Genomic DNA, 24,125 nt, shown 5'->3' with positions numbered 1-24,125 from the left:
CTAAAATCAAAAATATCCATTATAAGTGAAATCACTTATAATGGATACTTTTGATTATACATATTCATTTATATAGTTTTCTTTCTTACTAAAAATAGATTTTAATAAGTTTATAGCTTTTGTGTTTTCTTTAGTTTTAGTTATATTTTCTAGGAATAATACTTTTTCTATATCTATATATGAAAATGCTAATTGACTAATATAATTTATACTTAAACCTATATCAGCTTTTTTATTACTTTTTATTGCTTTCACTTCATTGTCTTTGACACGTATTTCAAATACATTGTTATTTTCTTTAATTTGATTATCTATAATCTCTATGTAAACACCATCTAAATCATTACATTCTATACTTAAAGTATTTAAAAATTTTTCTAAATTTATAACTCTACCCATCATAAAAGGTTTAATATTTATCTCACTAGTTTTTAAATTAGGTAATATGTATCTTATACTGTCTATTACAGGAGACATTATAGTTACCTTTTTACATTGAGTGTTATGATTATAAATAAACTTTAACATAGACTTTAAAGAACTTATATTTTTATAGCATATTTCTCTTATAAACATTGTATCTTCCATAATAAAGTATATTATATATCCTTCATAATTTTCTTCTTTATGTATATACATATGTCCATTTTCACACTTTATTTCTTTGAATAAATTTTCATAGTAATTTTTATCTCTAACAACGTATCCATTTGTATTTAATAAAAATTCATTATATATATCCATCATATAGTTTATATGATTATTAGTTATTTTCTCAAAATCGCCAACTATTTTAAATTGTTTTAACTCTTCTATATTTAACTTATATTCTATTTTATCATAACAATGTTCATATCCATACTTTTTATATAATCTATAATCTATAGGCATAAGTAAAGAAACTAACTGATCTTTTTTATAAAGTTCATTTAATGCAAAGTCCATCATATCTTTCATGTAACCTTTGCCTCTAGCATTTGGATATGTTGATACTCCCACTACGTAAGACGTGTCATAAATTTTATTATTTAAATTTATTTTATATTGATTTAATTGAAGAGATGACATTAATTCATCATTCTCCTCAATTAATATAGTATTTTCCGGTTTATATTTATTGTCAAAATAATAATTAACAAATCCTTCTTCATCCCCAAAACAATAATTCCATATATCCTTAATATTTTCTAAATCCTTTTCTATAGCATATCTTATATTCATATTATGCCTCCATAACTGTGTACTTTTCAACAAACTTGCATGGATGATATGAAAGTTTAGCTTTTCTAAGTCCTTCAATTCCTAAATCTTCTTCTCTATTAACAAATTCAACATCTTTAAATTCATGAACTAAGAATTGTTGATTTATATATGGGTATAATCCTCTTATTTCAGGATTAGCTTTTTCTATATGAATTACAGCCATATTTTCATTTATGTTTTCTCCTATTGTAAATGCTTCCAATTTAGAATCTATATATATACCCGCTATCTTTACATCTTGTTTTAATACATCATAATTATCAAATATTTTTTTTACCCCTATAAACTCATCATCTATTCCATCATCAGTATCCCCATGCTCAGCTTTATTATTAGCCCAAGCTTTTAAAAGATCTATACACTGATCAAAATCTTTTTCTTCAAGCTTTTTATATTCAAATCTTCCTTCATATTCTTTTAAGAAATAATTTATGTGATTTCTTTTCTTTTGATTTTTTCTACCTGCTAAAGTTCTTAAACTTTCCGCATCATATACATAATCAAAATAATCTCTTTCTTCTATATATTTAAATTTACCTGGATAATCCTTTTGTAAAAGCTCTACGACCTCTTTAGTTACAGCTCTTAGATATATTTGATGATCTTCTGTTTTAAAATAATTAATCATAAAATCTAGTGCTTTATGAATTTTATCCTTTTTAGCAAGTGGTAATACAGAGAATCTATCTCCTTCATATTCACCAACTATTATTGCAAACTCATCCCCTATATAATAACTAGTTTTATATGTGTGCCTCCACATATACAAGGTGGTAAAACAATACTCACAAGCTTCGTAGTCTACTGAATTAAAGTAAGGTCTCAATTCCTCATATGCATTTATGTCAATCTCTTTAAAAATCATAATTAATTCTCCTTTTGATACTTTTTATATATTTAATTTTTCACTCTAAATAATTACCAAATATATGAATTAAGTTTCTTTTAATAGTCAAAACTATTAAACAATTGCTTTATTAATTAATATTGACTTTATACATACAATATAAACAGGTAATGATTGGAGTAAAAAATGAAAAAAATTACAGTTTTAATATTTATTATAATAACACTTTTCGTTGGTTGTAGCAAAGCCCCATCACTATCCATACATATAATAGATGTTGGACAAGGTGATAGTATATTAATACAAACACCTAATAATTCTAATATATTGGTTGATGGTGGTAATGAAGACAGTTCACTTATTATAAAAAATTTTCTTAAAAGTAAAAAAGTAAAAAACATAGATTTCATAATAGCAACGCACCCTGATACAGATCATATCGGAAGTTTAGATGATATAATAGATAAATTTGATGTTTCAAAAGTTTACCTACCAAACAAAGAAACTAAAAGTGACTCCTATTATAATTTAATACAATCTTGCAATAAGAAAAGTATAAATCCTCAATACTTGTCTAGAGGAGATATAATAAGTCTGGATAGTAATATAAAATTAACTGTTCTAAATCCTTCTTATACCCATACAGATAACAATTCAAACTCTATAGTTTTTAAATTAGACTATAATAACAAATCATTTTTATTTACAGGAGATTGTACATATGAAAATGAAATAGATATTATAAATAATTTTAATCTTGAAGATGTAGACTTTTTAAAAATATCTCACCATGGGAGTAAAAATTCTTCTAGTCAAGAATTTTTATATGCAGTATCTCCTGATGTAGCTGCCATATCGTGTGGATATGATAATCAATATGGTCATCCTCATAAAGATACACTTTTAAGATTAACTCAAACCAATACAAAAGTCTATAGAACTGACAAACAAGGTCATATATCTTTTTACAGTGACGGGGAAACTATAACTACTACTTCTCCTCCTAAATAATCTTAATTAAAATAAAAAAGGTAACAGTATAGCTTAGCTTCATGTTACCCTTTTAAATCAAATTATTTTATTAAATCATTTATTACTACAGAAGCTATTGTAAGTCCTGCTACAGATGGCACAAATGATATACTTCCTGGAGTTATTTTTTTGCCATTCATTATTCTCTCTTTTAACTCTATTGGTTTTTCTGTTGAATAAACAACTTTTAATTTTTTTATCTTTCTATCTCTTAATTCTTTTCTAACCACTTTAGCAAGTGGACACATTTGAGTTTTGTGTATATCAGTAACAACAATTTTAGTAGGATCTAATTTATTACCCATTCCCATAGAACTAATTATAGTTAAATTCTTTTTAACACAACTTTCTATTAAATGTATTTTTGAGCTTACCATATCTATAGCATCAACTACATAATCATAATCTCCACTTAATAACTCATCACTATTTTCTGCTGTATACATAGACTTTATAGCTTTTATATCTATGTCTGGATTTATATCTAATATTCTCTCCTTCATAACATCTACTTTATCTTTTCCTACAGTTGAATGAAGTGCCGGAAGCTGTCTATTTATATTAGTTATATCAACATCATCAAAATCTACTATAGTCATTTTTCCAACTCCAGCTCTTGCTATAGCTTCAGCTGCAAAACTTCCTACCCCACCTACTCCAAAAATTAAAACATTGGAATTTTTTAATTTTTCTACTCCTTCATTTCCAACTATAAGAGCTGTTCTAGTTCTAAAATTCTTATCCATATTTATTATGTCTCCTTGATGTAATTTTTTCTATATATAAGAATATAATTTAATATCTATTAATTAACCCACTATCCCTATAATAATAGCAAATTTTCGATTTACAGAGGTGATGCTTTGAAGAAATTAATAACTTTTTTACTGTACGTATTAATTGTAAATATATTGGTTTCATTGTTACTAATTATAAATATTAATTCTAATAAATGTTCTATAAAAGAATCTGCTATAACAAAAGCAATGTCTAATAACGATAATTATAATTTAATTGTTCAAATATTAAAAGACACTCATAAAGAAGATTTTATAAAACATATAGATTATATGCAACTTAATATTTTTAAAAATATAGAAAACGATACAAATAATTTTACCGCTTTTAATATAACATTACCTCAAAATAAATCTTTTATAGCTTTTTACAAAAAAAATAGTGATGATACATATTCTTTCGATTGTATTGTCGATAACCTTTGTAACATTGATAACTTTTACTTTTATAAAAATTTTCTAGTTATTGAACAAATTTCAGAAGATGATAACAATTATTTAAATGATAAGAAATTTATAGAAATATTTTATAAAGAAAAATCTATATTTGTATCTAAATTAAAAAAGGATTTATATATAGAAATAATAGATTTAGAAAATGATGATAAAAGCATACTTTCTGCTAGCATGGATTTTTTAGATGATAATCCTCCTAAGATACTTTATGTTTCCACTGTTTCAAGCATGGAAAAAGCTTTAGATAAAAAAATTTTAAAAGAATTATATATTTGGGATAATAACTTAAATAAATTTGTAATAAGCAAAGATTCAATTTAATAAATAAAAAAGGAACTCCAACTAGAGTTCCTTTTTTATCTTATTGGCGGGAGTGCGTGGGAATCGAACCCACCCAAGAAGCTCCTAACTCCTCATACTAGTTTTGAAGACTAGAGGGCACACCAGCACCCATCCACCCCCATATGGGATGTCCTCTCACTTACAAACTTATATTATCATATATTTAATTATAGTGCAACCATTTTTCAGCAAACATTTTCATATTTTGCAATAATTTTAAATTAAGCTTCAAAACTTATATTATAAATTTATTTTTAACATTAAAAAAGGCACAAAAACTTGTACCTTTTAAGTTATAATCCACTATATCCTTTTATATTTTTTCATTATTAAAATTATTTATCAAGTAACTCATTTTTATATATAAATTTATAAATTAGGTATTTGCCAATTTATAGGATCCCTTCCTAATTTAATTAAGATATCATTAGTTTTAGAAAAAGGCTTTGATCCAAAAAATCCCCTACTAGCTGACAATGGACTTGGATGAGCTGATTCTATTATATAGTGCTTGTTTGTATCAATTAATTTCTTTTTACTTCTCGCATTATTTCCCCAAAGAACAAATATGACAGGTTCATCCCTTAAGTTTAATAACTTTATAATATTATCAGTAAATACTTCCCACCCTTTTCCCTTATGAGAATTAGCCTGATGTGCCCTAACAGTAAGAGCCGTATTAAGTAATAGAACACCTTGTTCTGCCCAAGGAACTAAATATCCATTATTAGGTATAAAACATCCTAAATCCCCGTGTAACTCTTTATACATATTTGATAAAGATGGAGGAATCCTAACTCCTGGCTTTACAGAAAACGCAAGCCCATGAGCTTGATTTTCTCCATGATAAGGATCTTGTCCTAAAATTAAAACTTTAGTATCTTTATACGAAGTATATTTTAAAGCATTAAATATATCATACATATCAGGATATATAACTTGTGTCTCATATTCATTTTTTAAAAACTGTCTAAGTTCTAAATAATACGGCTTTTCAAACTCGCCTTCTAAAACTTCATCCCAATCATTTCCTATTTTAACCATAATGTCACCTACTTTTAATTTGCTATTATATCTATATCATTTTTTTCATTACTAACTATTTTTATACTAACTTTATTAGGTATACATACTATACTCTTGTTAGATTTTTTTATAAATCCAGTTTTTACGCATATATCATCCGGACAAGAAGCTTCACTTACTTCTACTCCACCATCATGTACTTTAATTTTATTATATCCATTTTCAGTTTTTATTGTTAATTCCTCTTTTTTGTTTATAGGTATTTCCTTATAAACTTTATTATCTACATATATAACTACTTTATCACCTTCATTAGATTGTTTAAAATAATTAAAAGCTAATGCTGCTACTATCACTACAAGAACTAATAAAACAAGAAAAAAATCGTTTTTCTTCATTTTTATCCCCCAACCATTTATAATATAATTAAATATATCATAAATATAAAGGGGAGACACTATGAAAAGTAAAAAACTTACATTTTATATAACTATTTTTATTATATCAATCATTTCAGTTTTTTTTATATTTAATAAAAAAGTCAATAAATTTTCTAAAACCATGTATTATCTTGGAACAGTTAATGAAATAACAATATACACCAATTCCAATGAAGAAAAAGCAAATAAAATCCTTTCTAAATGTGAAGAAATAATAAAAGATATAGATAATAAAATGAATCCATCTACACTATCTAGTGATATTTATAAAATAAATCAAAATGCTGGAAAAAAATTTACTAAAGTATCAAAAGACACTTATAAGGTTATAAAAACATCTATACATTTTTCAGATATATCAAATGGAAATTTTGATACAACTATAGGTTCATTGGTAAATCTTTGGAATATAGGTAATCAAAATGCAAAAGTTCCTATGAAATCTGAAATAGATAAAGCTTTATCTACTATAAATTATAAAAATATAACTTTAGATGATAAAGATAACCAAATAATGTTAAAAAATAAAGATTCTAAAATAGATTTAGGCGGAATAGCTAAAGGGTATGCAGCAGATAAAGTGGTAGAGTACCTAAAAAATCAAGAAATTAAAGGAGCCATAGTAAATCTTGGAGGTAATATATATACATTAGGTACAAAAGATAAAGATGCTAATTTTAATATAGGAATCCAAGACCCAACAAAACCTAGAGGAAATTCAATCGGTAGTTTAAGCTTATCAAATAAATCTGTAGTTACATCTGGAATATATGAAAGATATATAAAAAAGGATAATAAAATATATCATCATATCTTAAGTCCTAAAACAGGCTTTCCAATAGATAATGAACTTAGTAGTGTAACAATAATTTCAGATAATTCAATGAATTGTGATGCATTATCTACAACTGCATTTTCACTTGGAACAAAAGAAGGTCTTAAATTAATCGAATCTTTGCCAAATACACAAGCAATATTTATAACCAAAGATAAAGATATTTACTTATCATCAGGACTTAAAGATTCTTTTAAACTTATAGATTCTACTTTTACTATTAAAAACTAAAATTTTTCTTTAATAAAAATTGGTGAATAACTTTTTAAAGCTATTCACCAGTTTTTTTAAAATAATACTCTTTTATTTTCTATTCTTTTTGTTATTCTATTTCTATCGAAATCTTCAAGAATTATCATGCAATTTTTTCTACTCGAATTAACTAAATCTCTATAATCTCCTAAAGTTATTTCATTATTTTCTTTTAAATACTTAACTAATCTATCTTTGGCATTATTGTAAACCTTAGTAGACATTATATAACTATCTTCAAGTCTACAAACAGTATTTCCTATTAAAGATTCTAAAACTTCTTCATATTCTTTTTTATTGTTAGTTATATCTTCAATAGTATATATATTGTTAAGTCCAGCTAAGTTTAATGTTTTTTCTATTTCATTTTTAATTTCTAATTGTTTTTCATTTAAAACTACTTTGAAATCTTTTAAAGAAACAATATTATCTTCAACTTTTACGATATCATCATTTATAAACATATCTAATAAAATATCAAATTCTCTAGTTTTAAACTTACTTTCAATTTTAGATCTTACTTCTTCTTTTAACATACCTTTTCTAAGTCTAAATTTTTTATGGTATGTTTTTAATTCATTTTCCGTATTTTCCTTTAATAAATTATACTGGTTTATATGCATATACATGTTATTTACACAAACAACGCTTTTTTCATCTAAAAGCTTATTTAATGCTTTTTTTACATTTTCTTCGCTTTCTCCACTATAACTCATTATTTCTTTTATGTTAGGATAATTTCTAGAATTATTTTTTAAATATTCTTTTAATATAGCACTAAGTTCTCCTTTTTCTTTAACCTTTAAAGCATCTATTATAGCTTTATCAAATCTTTTATGCTTTTTAGGATTAGTGTCTATTACTATTCCTCCACCTATAGTTTCCATAGGAGAGTATCTTCTAACTACAAACTTATCCCCTTTTTTAGCTACTATACTTTCTTCAAGTCTTAATTGAACTAATCCACTTTCACCAGGATTTATTTCTTCAACTTCTAGAGGTACTGCCCTACAAAGTATTTCTCTAGTACCATGATAAAGTCTTAATCTATCCCAGTGCTTAAGTCCTAAATCTGTATGTTTAACTATACTTAGTCTAACATCTAACATCATAGCTTCTTCTAGAGAGTGTTCTGATGCTAATACATCTCCTCTATTTACTTCTTCAACCTTGACATTAGATATATTTATAGCCGTTCTTTGCCCAGCATAAGCAGTTTCTACACTTTCACCATGAACTTGTATACTTCTTATCTTAGCTTTTAATTCTTTTGGATATATAACTAAATCATCATCAACATTTATTTTACCTTCTATTAAAGTTCCTGTTACAACAGTTCCAAACCCTTTTATAGAAAATACTCTGTCAATATTAAGTCTTGCTGGTGCATTTAAGTTTTTATCTTCTATTTCATCAGTCATTTTATCAATTTTAGTTATAAGTTCGTCCATTCCACGTCTTGATATTGAATCAACTTCTATAATTTCAGCATCTTCTAGGAAAGTTCCTTTAACTTTTTCCCTAACATCTTCTTTTACTAATTCTATAAAGTCTTCATCAACAGTATCACTTTTAGTTAATACTATCATACCTTTTTTAATATTTAAAAAAGTTAATATATCCATATGCTCTATAGTTTGAGGCATAACTCCTTCATCAGCTGCAACAACTAATAAAACCATATCAAGTCCTGATGCTCCAGCTAACATGTTTTTTATAAATTTTTCATGTCCTGGGACATCTACTATCCCAGCTCTTTTATTGCTTGGTAAATCAAAATAAGTAAATCCTAAATTTATAGAAATACCTCTCTTTTTTTCTTCAGCTAAGGTATCTGTTTCTCTTCCTGTAAGTGCTTTTATAAGAGTTGTTTTACCGTGATCTATATGTCCTGCTGTTCCTATTATTACGTTTTTCATATTTATCCCCCTATTAAAGCTTTTTCTAATTCAGTTTTAACAACTTCAAATTCATCCTCAAATATAGTTCTAACATCTAAAACATACTTATCATCATATACTCTTGCTATTATATGTGCATCACTTAATCTTAATCTATTTTCTAATGTAGAAACGTTTATATTTTTAGGAATTATTGTTATAACTTTAGACTCCATAGTCTCAGTTGGCATAGAACCTCCTCCAACTTGAGATAATCCATCTTCTATTTTTATATCTGCATAATTATTTAAGTATTCTATTTTAGAATATAAATTGTTAGCTTTTTCTTCTAATTCTTTTATAGAATAAGTTAGCATTTTTAGTGTTGGTATTTCTTTTTTAGCTTTTTCTTCATCTAAGTACATTCTTAAAGTAGCTTCTAATGCACATATAGTAAGTTTATCTACTCTTAGTGCTCTTGTAAGTTGATTTTTCTTCATTTTTTCTATGTATTCTTTTTTACCAACTATAATACCAGCTTGTGGTCCTCCAAGCATTTTATCTCCACTAAAGGTAACTATATCAGCACCTTTTCTTATAGAATCAAGTACTGTAGGTTCATAACTTAATCCATATTTAGATACATCTACAAAAACCCCACTACCTAGATCTTCAATAACTGGTATATCATGTTTTTCCCCTAATTCACATAATTTATCAACATCTACACTTTCTGTAAATCCAAGTATTCTATAATTACTTGTATGAACCTTCATCAATACTTTTGTATTTTCATTTATAGCTTCCTCATAATCTTTTAAATGAGTTTTGTTAGTAGATCCAACCTCTACTAAATCAGCTCCACTAAGAGCCATTATGCTCGGTATTCTAAAAGAGCCCCCTACCTCAACTAATTCTCCTCTTGATACTATAGCTTCTCCACCTTTTGCCATAGTACTAAGTACTAAAAGTACTGCTGCTGCATTGTTATTAACTACTAAAACATCTTCAGCTCCTGTTAGTCTTTTTATAGTATCAGTTAAATGTGTATATCTTGAACCTCTTTGTCCTTTTTCTATATTATATTCTAAGTTTGAATATCTAGATGCAGATTCCCACAAATCATCTTTTATGCTTTCACTTAAAAGAGAACGCCCTAAATTTGTATGAAGTACAGTACCTGTCGCATTTATAACTTTTTTTAGTGATAATGAATATTTTAAGTTGCATTTATTCATAGTACTTTGAGCTATTTTATCTATTGATATCTCGAATTTATCAAAATCACTTTGTTTTAAATCAACTATAGCTCTTCTTTTTTCGTCAATTGATTCTCTTATAGCTTCAAGTAATATACTTCTTGGATAACTATTTAATGCATCTATTATTTTTTTTTGATTTAACATTTCATCTACTGAAGGTAATTGAGCAAATAACTCTCTTTTATTCATTGAAAACACACTCCCCTTATAAGTCCTTACTTAACTGTTATATAATGTTGTCCTTTTTCTTTAACAGTTCCTATTATTTTAGCTTCTATAGAACCATTTTTCTTCATATCTTTAACTAGTTCTTCTGCTAAGTTGCTATCTACAGATATTAATAATCCCCCAGATGTTTGTGGATCATATAAGATATCTTCTATAGCTTCTTCTATATTTTCTATATATACATCTTTTGATATATACTGCTTATTTCTATACATACCAGCTGGTATTATACCCATTTTAGCCATATCAACAGCTCCATTTAGTATAGGTATTTCATTAGCTTGTAATTCTATACTAACATCTGATGCTTTAGCCATCTCCAAAGCATGTCCTAAAAGTCCAAAACCTGTTATATCTGTAACTGAGTTTACATTTATATTGTCAAAACTCATTGCTGCATATTTATTTAAATGAACCATAGTCTCAACTACAGTTTTTGAAGTTTCTTCATCAACTAAATTTTCCTTCATAGCAGTATTTAATATTCCTACTCCTATAGGCTTTGTAATTACTATTTTATCTCCTACCTTTGAAGTTGCATTAGATAAAACTTTATCTGGATGAACTGTTCCCGATACAGATAATCCATATTTAGGCTCTTTATCATCAACAGTGTGACCACCTACTAATAAAGCTCCACTTTCTTTAACTTTATCCATACCACCCTTAAGAATTTCTGCCAATACATTCATATCATGACAAGAAGGAAAACAAACTATATTCATAGCTACCAAAGGCTTTCCTCCCATAGCGTAAACATCCGATAATGAATTAGATGCTGCTATTTGTCCAAATATATAAGGATCATCTATCATCGGCGTAAAGAAATCCAATGTTTGAATTAATGCAGTATCGTCATTTAACTTATATACAGCTGCATCATCTGAAGTCTCAAGCCCTACTAATAAATTTTCTTTTTTATCTGATGTATTTTTAGGTAACTTAGATAAAACTCCAGCCAGAACCTCTGGCCCTATTTTAGCCGCTCATCCTCCTGATGTTGTCATATCTGTAAGTTTTTTCATTATTTCCATAATTATGTCTCCTCCCTTTAAAGCATTACATAACTAATAATATCATAATTAACATTTATTGAATACAGATATAATCCTTCAAATTATTAAATTTATTTTCGCCTATACCCTTTACATTTTTTATTTCCTCTATTGATTTAAATTTTGTATTCTCTTCTCTATAATCAATAATTTTTTGCGCTGTTATTTCTCCAACTCCAGGCAAAGAATCTAGTTCAGCAAGAGATGCATTATTTATATTTATTTTATTATTATCGCTACTAGAATTATTATTGTTACTAACACTTAAATCCTTATTTTTAGTTTCACTATTTTGATAATTTGTAGATTCATTATTATTTAAAGTTTCATCTCCTATTTTAGGGATTATATAATGTCCTCCATCTTCTACTTTCATAGCCATATTTATTTTATTCATATCTGCATCATCACTAACCCCATCACAAAGCATTACTCCATCCATAAGCCTGTCTTCACTATCTAATTCTACAACTTTAGGTGATTTTACGGCTCCACTTATATAAATTGTTATCTTCTTTTTTATGGATTCATCATTTTTTAATTTTTGTAGACTATCTAAATTGCTATCTTTAATAGATTCATTTAAATTTGTATTAGTATCGTAATTCATTTGATTGTTATTTACATACTTTTCATTATTTATATTCTTATCTTCAGCTTCACTTACAACATAATTATCATCACTTGATATAAATCCACTATTTTTTACTATAAATACAGAACTTACAAGTATTATTATAATTATCGGTAAAAAGCTCTTTATTTTTTCCATTTTATCACTCCTTCAAATTTGATTATTGACATAAATATGTTATACTAAAATATAAGTTTAAAATCGGAGGACAAAAAATGTTAAAAAAAGTTTCAATATTATTAGCATTCATATTAACTTTTATTAATGTATTTACATTTAATAATGTTTCATTTGCAGAAACACAAGCACCAAGTATATCTGCAAAATATGCAGTATTAATGGATTATACAAGCGGAAAAATATTGTATGAAAAAAATCCCCACGAGAAGATGTATCCAGCTTCTACTACTAAAGTTTGGACTGCATATGTTACCTTAAAACATGTAAAAAACCTTGATGAAGTAGTTTCTATAGGTAATATTGGTGATATTGATGGGTCTAGTATGTATTTAAAACCAGGGGAAAAACTTACAGTTAGAGAATTACTTGAAGGTTTACTTATAGTTTCGGCTAATGATGCAGCTGTTGTTTTAGCAGAACATGTTAGTGGTTCAGTTCCTGAATTTGCAAAGCTTATGAATGAGGAAGCTAAAAAAATAGGGGCTGTTGATACACATTTTAACAATGCTAATGGTTTACCAGATTTACAGCATTATACTTCAGCTTATGATATGGCTTTAATGGCTAGAGAAGCTATGAGTAATGATGTTTTTAGACAAATAGTAGATACAAAATTATTAAGATTACCTGCTACGGAATTTTACCCAGAAAGATTTTTAAAAAACACTAATAAATTTTTAACTGGAGATACTAAAATACCTTATAAAGGGCAAATGGTAGATATAAAGTATGATATAGTAGACGGTATAAAAACTGGATTTACAGATGATGCTGGTAGATGTTTATTATCTAGTGCAAAGAAAGATGATATGAGATTAATCTCTGCAGTTTTCAAAACTGAAGGAGATAATATGTATATAGATAGTAGAACTCTTTTAGATTACGGATTTGACAATTTTAAGTCAGAAAAAGCTATAGATAGAAATAATTTTTTAGAATCTAAATCTATTTGGTATTCTAAAGAAAGAAAATTAGAATACATGCCAAAATATAGCTACTACACTATTGTTGAAAAAGGTGCTACAAATCCTAATTTTACAACTAAAACTAAGTTAGATGATATAAAGCTGCCTATAAAAAAGGGTTCTAAAGTAGGAACTTTAGAAGTTTATCAAGATAATGATTCTAAACCAGTAGCTAATATTCCTTTAATTGCACAAAACGATGTTAATAGCTTATTTAAAGCAATTTTAAATAATCCTATAGTAAAAGTTATAAAATCATTAGTATTAATAGCACTTTCATTAGTTGCAGTATTTATAGCATTAGTTTTAATTAGAAAAAAAATAAGAAGAAAAAGAAGAAGATTAATGTATAATAAAAAAAGAAAAATCTATGCTAATAAAAAGAAAAAGATTTATTCAAACAAAAGAAGAAGAAGATAAAAAAAGAGGCAAATGCCTCTTTTTTATTATCCAAATATTTTCTTAGTTAAGCAGTTTCCTGTACAAGTTGCAGCAACTCCACCTAATGCAGTTTCTCTTAATTCCATTGGAAGTCCTTTACCAACTCTATACATTGCCTCAACAGTTTCGTCAAATGGTATTATATTTAATATTCCAGCTAAACAAAGTTCTGCAGATATTAAAGCATTCGCAACACCTATAGCGTTTCTTCCTTGACATGGAACTTCAACAAGACCTGCTATTGGGTCACATACTAATCCCATTACATTTTGTAAGCAGTGAGATGCAGCAGAAACAGCAGCTTCTACGCTTCCTCCCATTAATTCAACTATACCAGCAGCACTCATTGCAGCAGCAGCACCAGTTTCAGCTTGACATCCACCTTCAGCACCTGCAACAGTTGCATTTCTAGTTATTATAGCTCCTATAGCTGAAGCTGTAAATAATGCATTTATCATTTCTTCATCGCTAAATCCGTATTCTTTACCTATAGTAACTATAGCTCCTGGTAATATACCACAAGAACCAGCTGTTGGTGCAGCAACTATAAGACCCATAGAAGCATTAACTTCCATTGTTCCCATTGCAGCAGCTAAAGCTTTATTCATTAATCCACCACAAACAGTTCTTTGGTTATTTCTGTAGTTGTCTAATTTTTTAGCTTCTCCACCTATAAGACCCCCAACAGATTTAATATCTTCTGTTACAGCTCTTTCAGTAGCTTTTTTCATTATATCTAAACTAACAGCCATTTTTTCTCTTATTTCTTCTTTAGAACGTCCTGTTAATTCTTCTTCTCTAGCTATACACATTTCACTTATAGTCATGTTTAGCTCTTTACATTTTTGTATTAATTCTGCTCCGCTTGTAAAGTTATATTTCATATTATGTCACCCTTCCTCACTCATTAGAATTTATCTAAAACTACAGCCTTAGCTATAACTTCAAACTTTCTTAATTGTTCTAATACATCTTTGTCTAATGCTTCATCTGTTTCTATAGTAACAAATGTATAGTCAGATCCTGCTGGTTTGTTAGTAGACATATTTGCTATATTTTTGTTATTATGAGCAAGAAGTCCAGTTACGAAAGATACCGCACCTGGTATATCTTTTATTTCAAGTATAACAGCTGGTCTAGAACCATTAAAGTCAAGTGGTAATCCATCCATTTCAGTAAGTTTGATGTTTCCTCCACCTATAGATGCACCTTTTACAATAGCAACAGTTCCATCTTCTAAAGTCATTTCCATTCTAACAGCATTAGGGTGTTCGTTTTCTCCTAAGTTAGTTTTTATAAACTCAAAGTCAACACCGTTTTCTTTAGCTATATCAAAAGAATTTCTTATTCTAGCGTCATCTGGCTCAAATCCTAAGATTCCTCCAACTAATGCTTTATCTGTACCATGTCCTTTATATGTTTCAGCGAAGGATCCATGTAGGTAAAACTTAACACTCTTTACAGGCTTTCCTGCTATTTTTAATGCCATTTTTCCTAATCTAGCAGCACCTGCAGTGTGCGAACTTGATGGACCTATCATGTTTGGTCCTACGACATCAAATACACTATAATCTTTAGCCATTAATAATACCTCTTTTCTTAAATTGTCTTTTTCTTTTGTTTTATGGAAAACTTTTCCAGTTATGCCTTAACTCAAAATGACCAGCCTAAAATAGGCATGGCCATCTTGATTACATTTATTATTTTACTATAGCTATAGCTTCTATTTCAACCTTAACATCTCTTGGTAATCTTGCAACTTCTACACAAGATCTAGCAGGTTTGTTTTCACCAAAGTATGAAGCATATACTTCATTTATTTCAGCGAAATCATTCATATCGCTTATGAATACTGTAGTTTTAACTACATCGTTAAAACTTGCTCCAGATGCTGCTAATATTTCTTTTAAACTTTCTAATGATCTAGCAGCTTGCTCTTTAGCTCCACCTTCTACTACTTCCATAGTTTCTGGGTTAAATGGAACTTGTCCTGATACAAATACCATGTTTCCATTTTTTATAGCTTGAGAGTATGGCCCTATTGCTTTAGGAGCCTTTTCAGTATGTATTACTTGTTTCATATCCAATCTCTCCTTCTCTTATAACATAACTTTGTATTTATATTATACTTTTTTCAATAATATTATACTACTAAATTGTACACACTGTATACAGTTTTGTAGTAAAAAGTGAAAAATATACTTTTTACATATATTCCCACTTTTTATGTATTATTATATCATAAATTAATCTTCTATTACAAATCCTGCTGCTTCTACAGCTTGTTTTATTTTATCTTTATGTTCTTGGTTAAATGTTTCTAATTGTATTTCAAGATATAAACTTCCAAGTGAGTTCTCTTTAGAAATTCTTGACATATTTGCATTTAATATGTTTGCATTTAATTTACTTATTATTTGAGTTAATTCAGCTAATCCGCCTGGCTTATCTTGTATTTTAGTTTTAAATGCATATCTTCTTCCATCTTCAGTTAATGCAGTTCCTATAACTCTATATAAAGTATTAACGTCTACATTTCCTCCAGATATTACACATACAACGTTTTCATCTTTAGCTGGTTTATATTTTCCACTTAATAATGCAGCTGTTGATACAGCACCTGAACCTTCAGATACTAATTTTTGATTTTCTAATAAGAATAACATAGCTTGTGCTATTTCATATTCTTCAACAACTATAACTTCATCAACTAATTCTTTTATTATTTCGAAAGTATTATCTCCTGGAGTTTTAACTGCTATACCATCTGCTATTGTAGTAGCTTTAAATGCAGTTGTAACATGTCCATGAGCTATAGATTCTTTCATTGATGGTATATTAGCTGTTTGAACCCCTATTATTTTTACATTAGGATTTAAAGCTTTAGCAGCAGTTGCTATACCAGCTATAATTCCTCCACCACCAATTGGGCATATTATAGTATCAACTTTATCATTTAATTGTTCAAATATTTCAAGAGCTATTGTTCCTTGTCCAGCCATAACATAAGGATCATTGAATGGATGTAAGAAAGTTGCTCCAGTTTCTTTTTGTATTTCTACAGCTTTTGCATATGCATCATCATATACTAAACCTTCTAAAACTACTTCTGCTCCATAACTTTTAGTTGCAGTAACTTTTGCAAGTGGTGCAGTAGCTGGCATTACTATTGTAGCTTTTATTCCACTTAATTTAGCTCCTAAAGCAACCCCTTGTGCATGGTTTCCTGCACTTGATGCTATAACACCGTTTGCCTTCTCTTCATCAGTTAAACTTGCTATTTTGTTACAAGCCCCTCTAACTTTAAAAGATCCAGTCTTTTGTAAGTTCTCACATTTATAGTATACGTTTGCCCCAGTCTTTTTACTAAGCTTAACGCTTTCTAACAAATCAGTTGTTTTAACTATATCTTTTATAGTTTCTCTAGCTTTTTGAACGTCTTGTAATGTAATTCTAGTCATCTTTTACTCACTCCCATAATATGTAGATTTAGTTTATTTGTTTGACATCTTTATTGTATATAGTTTCTCAACAAAAATCAACAGGAAAACATTTTTTTGTAATTTTTTAACTTGTCAAAAAATTTACAAACCATTGTTTTTTCTAATTTCCTGAACGTTTTCCTATCTAAAAAAAAATTATTTTTTTAAATTTAATTTTATTTTTATACGTTTTTACATTTTAAAATATAAAATTTATCTTTAATTTTAGTTAGATAACAAACCTTTTTAACTTTATATTTTAAATTTTAACAATAAAATTTCTAAAAAAAATATAACTTTTTAAATCTAATCTATTTATTTTTTTAATATTTAATATAAAATACTAAAATATTATTTACTTATATATATCTTATAAATTTTATATTTAAAATAAAAAAAGGTCTTTTAAAAGACCTTCTTTTTATTTAACAACTATATTAACAAGCTTTTTAGGAACAGCTATTACTTTAACTATAGTTTTTCCATCAACTAAAGCTTTTATTTTTTCATCATTCATTGCAGCTTCTTGCATATCTTCTCTTGATATATTAGCAGCTACACTTAATTTACCTCTAACTTTACCATTTACTTGAACTACAACTTCAACTTCATCTTTAACTAATGCAGATTCATCATATTTTGGCCAAGATATATCAAATATACTTCCAACTTTTCCTATCATAGCCCATAACTCTTCTCCCATATGTGGTGCAAATGGAGATAGTATAGTAACTATAGTTTCTATACCTTCTTTTATAACTGCATCATTTCTATTTTCTAACTCTTTGTACTTGTACATTTCGTTTATTAATTCCATTAATGCAGATATAGCAGTATTAAATCCAAATTTTTCATTTAAGTCTTCAGTTACTTTCTTTAATGTAGCACTTATAGTAAATCTCATTGCTTTATCTTCTTTAGTTAATTCACACATAGTAGCATTAGATTTAGCTACATCAGCTAATTCATCAACTAATCTATAAACTCTATTTAGGAATCTAAAGCATCCTTCAACACCTTGATCTGACCACTCTAAATCTCTTTCTGGTGGTGCAGCAAATAATACGAATAATCTAGCAGTATCAACTCCATACTCTGCTATTATCTCATGAGGAGATACAACATTTCCTTTAGACTTACTCATCTTAGCTCCATCTTTTAAAACCATACCTTGAGTTAATAGGTTTTTAAATGGCTCTTTAAAGTCTAACATTCCCATTGAATTAAATGCTTTAACAAAGAATCTTGAGTAAAGTAAATGAAGTATAGCATGTTCTACTCCACCTATATATTGGTCAACTGGCATCCAGTTATTAACTGCTTCTTTACTAAATGGTTCTTCAGTATTTTTAGGATCTATGTATCTTAAGTAATACCAAGAAGAATCAACGAAAGTATCCATTGTATCTACTTCTCTTCTAGCTGGTTTTCCACAACAAGGACAAGTAGTATTCATAAATGTTTTTGAAGTTGTAAGTGGTGATTCCCCTTTACCTGTAAATTCAACATCTGTTGGTAATAATATAGGTAAGTTTTCTTGTTTTTCAGGAACTATACCACATTCATCACAGTATACTACAGGTATTGGGCATCCCCAGTATCTTTGTCTAGAAAGTAACCAGTCTCTTAATCTATAGTTAACTGTTTTCTTTCCTCTTCCCATTTCTTCTAATTTTTCTATTATTGCATCAAACGCTTTTGAAGCTTCCATTCCATCAAACTCACCAGAGTTTACCATTATATTGTCTTCATTTATAACTTCAACTACGTTTAAGTTGTACTTAGCTGCAAATTCTCCATCTCTTTCATCATGAGCTGGAACTGCCATTACAGCACCTGTTCCATAGTCAACTAATACATAGTTTGCTATCCATAACTCAACTTTTTGTCCGTTTAATGGATTTATAACATGCTTTCCAATAAACATTCCTTCTTTTTCTACATCACTTGAAGTTCTTTCTATTTCAGTCATAGTATGCATTTTAGCTACAAACTTTTCAACAGCTTCTTCATACTCAGTTCCAGCAACTAATTCTTTTACTAATTCGTGTTCTGGAGCTAAAACCATATAAGAAACTCCATGAACTGTATCTGGTCTAGTTGTAAATACTGTTATAGATTTATCCATACCATCTATATCAAAAGTTATTTCAGCACCAGTACTTTTTCCTATCCAGTTCTTTTGCATTGTTTTAACTTTTTCTGGCCATCCATCTAAAGTATCTAAGTCTTGAAGTAATTCCTCTGCAAATTCAGTAGTTTTAAAGTACCATTGTTCTAAGTCTTTTTTAACTACTACAGAGTCACATCTTTCACAAGCACCTTGAACAACTTGCTCATTTGCTAAAACTGTTTCACAAGATGGACACCAGTTTACGAAAGATTTCTTCTTATATGCTAAACCATTTTCTAAAAACTTTAAGAATATTTGTTGAGTAAACTTGTAATACTCTGGAGTAGATGTTGCTATTTCTCTATCCCAGTCAAAGCTAAGTCCTAATGTTTTAAACTGACCTCTCATATCTTCTATGTTTTCCATAGTCCACTTATCTGGATGTATTCCATGCTTTATAGCTGCATTTTCTGCTGGAAGTCCGAATGAATCCCATCCCATTGGATGTAGGACATTGTATCCTTGCATCTTTTTAAATCTAGCTACAACGTCACCTATAGAATAGTTTCTAACATGTCCCATGTGTAATTTTCCTGATGGATAAGGGAACATTTCTAATGCATAGTATTTTGGTTTTGTTGTGTCATTAGTATCAGTTTTGTATTGATTATTTTCTTCCCAAGTCTTTTGCCATTTAGCTTCAACTTCATTTGGTTTATAAACGCTCATTGTTTACCTCCTATATTTTTATATTAAAAAATCCTCGTCACTAAACATTGCTGTTTAGGGACGAGGATATTACTCGCGGTACCACCCTAATTGGTTATTTTTATAAATAACCCTCTTATATTAGTCTTTATACCAACTACGGTTAAATAGATTTTACCTAGCAAGTTCAAATCAACTTTATACTAGTTCACACCAACCACTAGCTCTCTGAAATCAAAATTTAATTTTACTACTCTAGTCTATTTTAATTTTAAGTTATATTTTTAAATTATATAATTATTATGCTAATGTGTCAACATCAACATATGGAGCATCTTTCCACATTTTCTCTAAGTTATAGTATGCTCTATTTTCTTCATTAAATACGTGAACCATTATATCACCAAAGTCTAGTAATATCCACTCTTGAGTTTCGTATCCTTCTTTACCTCTTGATTCTATTCCTAACTTAGTAAGTTCATCTTCTACATTGTCAGCTATAGCCTTTACTTGTCTTTGAGATCCAGCTGTTGCTATTACAAAGTAATCACATAAGCTTGATACTGCACCTACGTTTATTATAGATATATCTTTACCTAATTTATCGTCGATAGCATCATATATAACTTTAACCATTTGTTCTACTGTCGTCATGTTAAATTCCTACCTTCCTTATTTTTCGCGTTTTTATATTATACCACAAAAAAACATCTTTCTAGTACTAATTTATATCATTAGTATTGACTTATTTATTAAAAGTTTTCATTTTCTTTTATTATATATTACTTTATGTTTATGATTATTGTGATTTATTTTATAAATACTTTTGATTTAAAATATAATTTCTAGCTTCTATAGTTCTAGGATGAATTATTTGATTTCTATCAATTACTAGTTTTATAGTATTATCAAAAGATTTTAATAAAGCTTCATCCATTTTTCCATCATAAACTAAATCTCTAAGTTCATCTACTCCGGGATAATTTCTGTTTACTTCGATTAAATCAGCTATATAGATTATTTTTTTTAACATATCCATGTTTGATTTTCCAGTTGTATGATATCTAACAGCTGTTATTATATCTATATCTTCAATTAAAAATTCATGTCTAACTAATACTGATCCTATTATACTATGAGACAAAGCTAAGTTATCTTTTTCATATTCATCTAAGTAAATTTCATATTTATTTACATAATAGTCAACTTGTTCTTGACTTAAATATTTTGCACAATCATGAAGTATTCCTGCTAAATATGCTTTATTTTTATCATAGCCATATATTTCGCTTAATTTAACTGCACAGTCAGCTACTCCTTGTGAATGTATCATTCTATTTTTAGGTAACATTTTATTTAACTTATTTTTTATGGTTTCTAAATTCAAACTTATTCATCTCCATTTGTGTATATATTTTTTTCATATATATAAGTTTCTACATTTTCAGGAATTAAATATTTTATAGATTTACCATCCTTTATATGCTTTCTTATATATGTTGACGATATATCCAATGAGGGAACATTTACAGACCTTATATTAGCATTGTATTTAATTTTTAAGTTTTCTATTTTTTCTTTAGCTTCTAAAGAGCTTATTCCAGGCCTATTTGCTGCTATAAAAGTTGCTAATTCAAAATTTTCAGAAACATCTTTCCAACTTTCCATATCACAAATAGCATCAAAGCCAGTTATAAAGTATATATTAGCATTTTTATATTTTTTATGAAGTTCTTTTAATGTATCTATAGTATAAGTCCTAGATTCTCTGTTTATTTCCATATCTGAAACTGCAAAGTTATCATTGTTCATTGTTGCTAATAATACCATATTGTATCTATCAATTTTATTTGTTCTTAATTTTGACTTATGCGGTGGATTTCCATTTGGTATAAAAAGTATCTTATCTAGATTATAAGTTTCTCTTATATATTCCGCTGTTGCTAAATGTGCATAATGTATAGGGTCAAAAGTTCCTCCCATTATACCAATTTTTATTTTCTCATTTCCCGTTTCATGAAAATTTGACTTTAGGTTGTTTATATTCCTGGCTTCTAAAACTAATTCATCAATTCTCATTAACTATCTCCTTTTGTCCTTTATACTACTATTGTATCATTAATTTTTGCTTCTTAGATACAATTATTCTATATTTTCCTGTATAATTTTGTATATATTTAGAAACATATTTAATGTAAATATTATCAATATAAAGGAGATATATATGCCTATAATAACTAAAATAGAAGCTCAACAAAAAAATGAAAATAGAGTTAACATATATTTAAACGATCAATTTTTCATGGGAATTTATAAAGAATTAGTTTTCACTTTAAATCTAAAAAAAGGAATGGAAATAGATGAAGAAGTTTTAAAAAATATGCTTTATGATGAAATGTATATAAAAGCCAAAAACAAAGCTTTAAATATTTTATCTAAAGCTCCTCAATCTGAAAAAAACATAATAAATAAACTATCTAGTGATTTTGATGAAGAGATTATAGAAGATGTGCTTGTATTTTTAAGAAAATATAACTTTGTAAATGACGAAGATCTTGCTCAAAGAATAACTAACACTAACTTGAAAATTAATAAATGTGGTAAAAACAGAATTAAACAAAATTTATACAACAAAGGAATAGATAGAAGTACCATAGATTCTGTTGTTTCTTATATTGATTCAGATGTAGAATTTGAAAATGCAATGTATTTAGCTAAAAAAAGATATGAACGTGTTAAAAACGAAGATAGAAATAAGATTTATCAAAAGATATCTCAACATTTAGCTTATAAAGGTTTTGGCTATGATATTATTAAAAGAGTTTTAAACAAACTACTTAATTTTGATGAGTCTGATTACTGCTAAACTAAAAATTACTTTTACTTAATCTTTTCAGCTTCATTTTGTGGACATTTGTCGAATATTATTATATTATCTATTAGTATAAATTTTTAGAAAAGAGGTGTTGCATTTGCCTAATAATGTAGCTGAATCAGTAACTAATGAAGTTGAAAGATTAAGCAATATGCCATTAGATAAACTAACAGAAAATTTTATAAGCTGGGTAACAAGTTATGGAATAAAACTTATAATAGGCCTTATAGTTATATTCATAGGGCTAAAAGTTATAAAAAAAGTAGTAAAACACTTTACTAAATTCTTAGTAAAAAAATCTGTTGATATTACACTTACAAAGTTTTTACATGCTTTTGTAGAAATATCTTTAAAACTATTATTATTTATAATAATACTTGGGTACTGGGATGTAGAACTTACAGGATTTGCTGCTTTAATAGCATCTGGAGGGGTTGCTATAGGTTTAGCCCTTCAAGGAAGTTTATCTAACTTTGCCGGAGGTTTTATAATATTATTAATTAGGCCTTTTAAAGTTGGTGATTATATAGAAACAGGTATATATCAAGGAACAGTAGAAGAAATAGGACTTTTTTATACTAAGCTTACTACTATAGATAATAAATTAATTTTAATACCTAACGGAACTTTGTCTAATGGAAGTTTAGTAAACTACTCTGCTAAAGCAAAACGAAGAGTAGATTTAGTTTTTAACGTTAGTTATGACAATGATATAAATCATGTTAAAAATGTTTTAAATAATATATTAAAAACTCAAGATCTTATTTTACATGAACCTGCCCCTTTCGTAGGAATGGTTGCTCATGGTCCAAGTTCAATAGATTTCGCTGTTAGAGTTTGGTGTAATTCTGAGAATTATTGGACTATACATGCTAGTTTATTAGAAAAAGTTAAAATTAAATTTGATGAGGAAGGTATAAATATACCTTACCCTCAAATGGATGTTCATATAAAAAATAACTAATAAAAAAACTACTTTAAGTGGAAATAGCAAAAAATCCATCTAAAGTAG

Annotated in this window: 23 protein-coding genes, 1 tRNA gene and 1 other annotated feature; of the genes, 6 read left to right on the top strand and 18 right to left on the bottom strand. The window is 27.7% G+C overall.

Annotated elements, in window-relative coordinates:
• Positions 1-54: 54 nt before the first annotated feature.
• Complete coding sequence (locus H8891_RS00540; protein WP_187004767.1) at positions 55-1,221, bottom strand: GNAT family N-acetyltransferase; 1,167 nt, start codon at positions 1,219-1,221, stop codon at positions 55-57.
• A 1-nt stretch (position 1,222) separates the two neighbouring features.
• Positions 1,223-2,128 carry a DUF2156 domain-containing protein gene (locus H8891_RS00535; protein ID WP_187004766.1) on the bottom strand — a complete coding sequence of 302 codons (906 nt, stop codon included), beginning with the start codon at positions 2,126-2,128 and terminating at the stop codon, positions 1,223-1,225.
• A gap of 168 nt (positions 2,129-2,296) precedes the next feature.
• On the opposite strand from H8891_RS00535, the gene H8891_RS00530 reads away from it, so the two are divergent.
• Positions 2,297-3,121 (top strand): ComEC/Rec2 family competence protein, encoded by an 825-nt coding sequence (locus H8891_RS00530; RefSeq protein WP_187004765.1) that lies wholly within the window; start codon positions 2,297-2,299, stop codon positions 3,119-3,121.
• A gap of 62 nt (positions 3,122-3,183) precedes the next feature.
• On the opposite strand, the gene H8891_RS00525 is transcribed toward H8891_RS00530, so the two are convergent.
• Positions 3,184-3,888, bottom strand: a complete 705-nt coding sequence (locus H8891_RS00525) for a tRNA threonylcarbamoyladenosine dehydratase (protein WP_187004764.1) — start codon at positions 3,886-3,888, stop codon at positions 3,184-3,186.
• A 117-nt stretch (positions 3,889-4,005) separates the two neighbouring features.
• Between H8891_RS00525 and H8891_RS00520 the strand changes: the two genes are divergently transcribed.
• Complete coding sequence (locus tag H8891_RS00520; protein ID WP_187004763.1) at positions 4,006-4,716, top strand: hypothetical protein; 711 nt, start codon at positions 4,006-4,008, stop codon at positions 4,714-4,716.
• 44 nt (positions 4,717-4,760) lie between these two features.
• Here H8891_RS00520 and H8891_RS00515 read toward each other — a convergent pair.
• The 3 genes from H8891_RS00515 to H8891_RS00505 all read right to left on the bottom strand — a co-directional run bounded on the left by H8891_RS00515 (position 4,761) and on the right by H8891_RS00505 (position 6,161).
• Positions 4,761-4,857, bottom strand: a tRNA-Sec gene (locus H8891_RS00515).
• A 249-nt stretch (positions 4,858-5,106) separates the two neighbouring features.
• Positions 5,107-5,781, bottom strand: a complete 675-nt coding sequence (locus H8891_RS00510; protein ID WP_187004762.1) for a uracil-DNA glycosylase — start codon at positions 5,779-5,781, stop codon at positions 5,107-5,109.
• A gap of 14 nt (positions 5,782-5,795) precedes the next feature.
• The gene (locus H8891_RS00505; RefSeq protein ID WP_187004761.1) at positions 5,796-6,161 is read right to left on the bottom strand and encodes a NusG domain II-containing protein; all 366 of its coding nucleotides are present in this window, start codon (positions 6,159-6,161) and stop codon (positions 5,796-5,798) included.
• 61 nt (positions 6,162-6,222) lie between these two features.
• On the opposite strand from H8891_RS00505, the gene H8891_RS00500 reads away from it, so the two are divergent.
• Positions 6,223-7,269 carry an FAD:protein FMN transferase gene (locus H8891_RS00500; protein ID WP_187004760.1) on the top strand — a complete coding sequence of 349 codons (1,047 nt, stop codon included), beginning with the start codon at positions 6,223-6,225 and terminating at the stop codon, positions 7,267-7,269.
• 56 nt (positions 7,270-7,325) lie between these two features.
• On the opposite strand, the gene selB is transcribed toward H8891_RS00500, so the two are convergent.
• From selB to H8891_RS00480, 4 genes are read right to left on the bottom strand one after another with little or no spacing between them, the layout of a single operon-like run.
• Positions 7,326-9,209: a selenocysteine-specific translation elongation factor gene (selB, locus tag H8891_RS00495; protein ID WP_187004759.1), complete on the bottom strand. Its 1,884-nt coding sequence runs from the start codon at positions 9,207-9,209 to the stop codon at positions 7,326-7,328.
• A gap of 2 nt (positions 9,210-9,211) precedes the next feature.
• Complete coding sequence (gene selA, locus H8891_RS00490; protein ID WP_187004758.1) at positions 9,212-10,621, bottom strand: L-seryl-tRNA(Sec) selenium transferase; 1,410 nt, start codon at positions 10,619-10,621, stop codon at positions 9,212-9,214.
• A gap of 26 nt (positions 10,622-10,647) precedes the next feature.
• The gene (selD, locus tag H8891_RS00485) at positions 10,648-11,694 is read right to left on the bottom strand and encodes a selenide, water dikinase SelD (RefSeq protein WP_187004757.1); all 1,047 of its coding nucleotides are present in this window, start codon (positions 11,692-11,694) and stop codon (positions 10,648-10,650) included.
• Between the two features lie 55 nt (positions 11,695-11,749).
• Entirely contained in the window at positions 11,750-12,487 is a 738-nt protein-coding gene (locus H8891_RS00480; protein WP_187004756.1) for a helix-hairpin-helix domain-containing protein, read from the bottom strand.
• Positions 12,488-12,564: 77 nt separating this feature from the next.
• Here H8891_RS00480 and H8891_RS00475 point away from each other — a divergent pair, with 77 nt between their 5' ends.
• Complete coding sequence (locus H8891_RS00475; RefSeq protein ID WP_187004755.1) at positions 12,565-13,914, top strand: D-alanyl-D-alanine carboxypeptidase family protein; 1,350 nt, start codon at positions 12,565-12,567, stop codon at positions 13,912-13,914.
• Between the two features lie 26 nt (positions 13,915-13,940).
• On the opposite strand, the gene sdaAA is transcribed toward H8891_RS00475, so the two are convergent.
• From sdaAA to nadD, 8 genes are all read right to left on the bottom strand, one after another.
• Positions 13,941-14,819 carry an L-serine ammonia-lyase, iron-sulfur-dependent, subunit alpha gene (gene sdaAA / locus H8891_RS00470; RefSeq protein ID WP_147546261.1) on the bottom strand — a complete coding sequence of 293 codons (879 nt, stop codon included), beginning with the start codon at positions 14,817-14,819 and terminating at the stop codon, positions 13,941-13,943.
• A 23-nt stretch (positions 14,820-14,842) separates the two neighbouring features.
• Positions 14,843-15,517 (bottom strand): L-serine ammonia-lyase, iron-sulfur-dependent subunit beta, encoded by a 675-nt coding sequence (sdaAB, locus tag H8891_RS00465; RefSeq protein ID WP_147546259.1) that lies wholly within the window; start codon positions 15,515-15,517, stop codon positions 14,843-14,845.
• A gap of 118 nt (positions 15,518-15,635) precedes the next feature.
• Positions 15,636-16,016: a RidA family protein gene (locus H8891_RS00460; protein ID WP_147546257.1), complete on the bottom strand. Its 381-nt coding sequence runs from the start codon at positions 16,014-16,016 to the stop codon at positions 15,636-15,638.
• Positions 16,017-16,181: 165 nt separating this feature from the next.
• Positions 16,182-17,396, bottom strand: a complete 1,215-nt coding sequence (gene ilvA / locus H8891_RS00455; RefSeq protein WP_147546254.1) for a threonine ammonia-lyase — start codon at positions 17,394-17,396, stop codon at positions 16,182-16,184.
• A 442-nt stretch (positions 17,397-17,838) separates the two neighbouring features.
• Entirely contained in the window at positions 17,839-20,259 is a 2,421-nt protein-coding gene (gene leuS, locus H8891_RS00450; protein WP_187004754.1) for a leucine--tRNA ligase, read from the bottom strand.
• 53 nt (positions 20,260-20,312) lie between these two features.
• Positions 20,313-20,508: a binding site (T-box leader), on the bottom strand.
• Positions 20,509-20,538: 30 nt separating this feature from the next.
• Positions 20,539-20,892, bottom strand: a complete 354-nt coding sequence (rsfS, locus tag H8891_RS00445) for a ribosome silencing factor (protein WP_147546250.1) — start codon at positions 20,890-20,892, stop codon at positions 20,539-20,541.
• A gap of 160 nt (positions 20,893-21,052) precedes the next feature.
• On the bottom strand, positions 21,053-21,625 hold the full coding sequence (yqeK, locus tag H8891_RS00440; protein ID WP_187004753.1) for a bis(5'-nucleosyl)-tetraphosphatase (symmetrical) YqeK: 573 nt from the start codon (positions 21,623-21,625) through the stop codon (positions 21,053-21,055).
• A 2-nt stretch (positions 21,626-21,627) separates the two neighbouring features.
• Positions 21,628-22,317 (bottom strand): nicotinate-nucleotide adenylyltransferase, encoded by a 690-nt coding sequence (gene nadD / locus H8891_RS00435; protein ID WP_187004752.1) that lies wholly within the window; start codon positions 22,315-22,317, stop codon positions 21,628-21,630.
• Between the two features lie 145 nt (positions 22,318-22,462).
• On the opposite strand from nadD, the gene recX reads away from it, so the two are divergent.
• Both recX and H8891_RS00425 read left to right on the top strand, forming a co-directional pair.
• Positions 22,463-23,104 (top strand): recombination regulator RecX, encoded by a 642-nt coding sequence (gene recX / locus H8891_RS00430; protein ID WP_187004751.1) that lies wholly within the window; start codon positions 22,463-22,465, stop codon positions 23,102-23,104.
• A gap of 106 nt (positions 23,105-23,210) precedes the next feature.
• Complete coding sequence (locus tag H8891_RS00425; protein WP_330604949.1) at positions 23,211-24,077, top strand: mechanosensitive ion channel family protein; 867 nt, start codon at positions 23,211-23,213, stop codon at positions 24,075-24,077.
• Positions 24,078-24,125: the final 48 nt, after the last annotated feature.

The organism is Paeniclostridium hominis, assembly GCF_014306135.1.
Lineage (GTDB): Bacteria > Bacillota > Clostridia > Peptostreptococcales > Peptostreptococcaceae > Paraclostridium > Paraclostridium hominis.
Note: the sequence above shows the minus strand (reverse complement) of the source record. Positions and strands in the feature narration are given on the sequence as shown.

Excerpts from the sequence above, each read along its gene's own strand:
- H8891_RS00460 (WP_147546257.1), bottom strand. The coding sequence starts at position 16,016 with ATGAAACAAGTAATACATACTGAAAAGGCTCCTAAAGCAATAGGGCCA.
- H8891_RS00530 (WP_187004765.1), top strand. The coding sequence starts at position 2,297 with ATGAAAAAAATTACAGTTTTAATATTTATTATAATAACACTTTTCGTT.
- ilvA (WP_147546254.1), bottom strand. The coding sequence starts at position 17,396 with ATGACTAGAATTACATTACAAGACGTTCAAAAAGCTAGAGAAACTATA.
- H8891_RS00480 (WP_187004756.1), bottom strand. The coding sequence starts at position 12,487 with ATGGAAAAAATAAAGAGCTTTTTACCGATAATTATAATAATACTTGTA.
- selB (WP_187004759.1), bottom strand. The coding sequence starts at position 9,209 with ATGAAAAACGTAATAATAGGAACAGCAGGACATATAGATCACGGTAAA.
- H8891_RS00525 (WP_187004764.1), bottom strand. The coding sequence starts at position 3,888 with ATGGATAAGAATTTTAGAACTAGAACAGCTCTTATAGTTGGAAATGAA.
- selA (WP_187004758.1), bottom strand. The coding sequence starts at position 10,621 with ATGAATAAAAGAGAGTTATTTGCTCAATTACCTTCAGTAGATGAAATG.
- H8891_RS00505 (WP_187004761.1), bottom strand. The coding sequence starts at position 6,161 with ATGAAGAAAAACGATTTTTTTCTTGTTTTATTAGTTCTTGTAGTGATA.
- H8891_RS00475 (WP_187004755.1), top strand. The coding sequence starts at position 12,565 with ATGTTAAAAAAAGTTTCAATATTATTAGCATTCATATTAACTTTTATT.
- H8891_RS00540 (WP_187004767.1), bottom strand. The coding sequence starts at position 1,221 with ATGAATATAAGATATGCTATAGAAAAGGATTTAGAAAATATTAAGGAT.
- H8891_RS00510 (WP_187004762.1), bottom strand. The coding sequence starts at position 5,781 with ATGGTTAAAATAGGAAATGATTGGGATGAAGTTTTAGAAGGCGAGTTT.
- H8891_RS00500 (WP_187004760.1), top strand. The coding sequence starts at position 6,223 with ATGAAAAGTAAAAAACTTACATTTTATATAACTATTTTTATTATATCA.
- recX (WP_187004751.1), top strand. The coding sequence starts at position 22,463 with ATGCCTATAATAACTAAAATAGAAGCTCAACAAAAAAATGAAAATAGA.
- nadD (WP_187004752.1), bottom strand. The coding sequence starts at position 22,317 with ATGAGAATTGATGAATTAGTTTTAGAAGCCAGGAATATAAACAACCTA.
- H8891_RS00535 (WP_187004766.1), bottom strand. The coding sequence starts at position 2,128 with ATGATTTTTAAAGAGATTGACATAAATGCATATGAGGAATTGAGACCT.
- sdaAB (WP_147546259.1), bottom strand. The coding sequence starts at position 15,517 with ATGGCTAAAGATTATAGTGTATTTGATGTCGTAGGACCAAACATGATA.
- rsfS (WP_147546250.1), bottom strand. The coding sequence starts at position 20,892 with ATGACGACAGTAGAACAAATGGTTAAAGTTATATATGATGCTATCGAC.
- leuS (WP_187004754.1), bottom strand. The coding sequence starts at position 20,259 with ATGAGCGTTTATAAACCAAATGAAGTTGAAGCTAAATGGCAAAAGACT.
- sdaAA (WP_147546261.1), bottom strand. The coding sequence starts at position 14,819 with ATGAAATATAACTTTACAAGCGGAGCAGAATTAATACAAAAATGTAAA.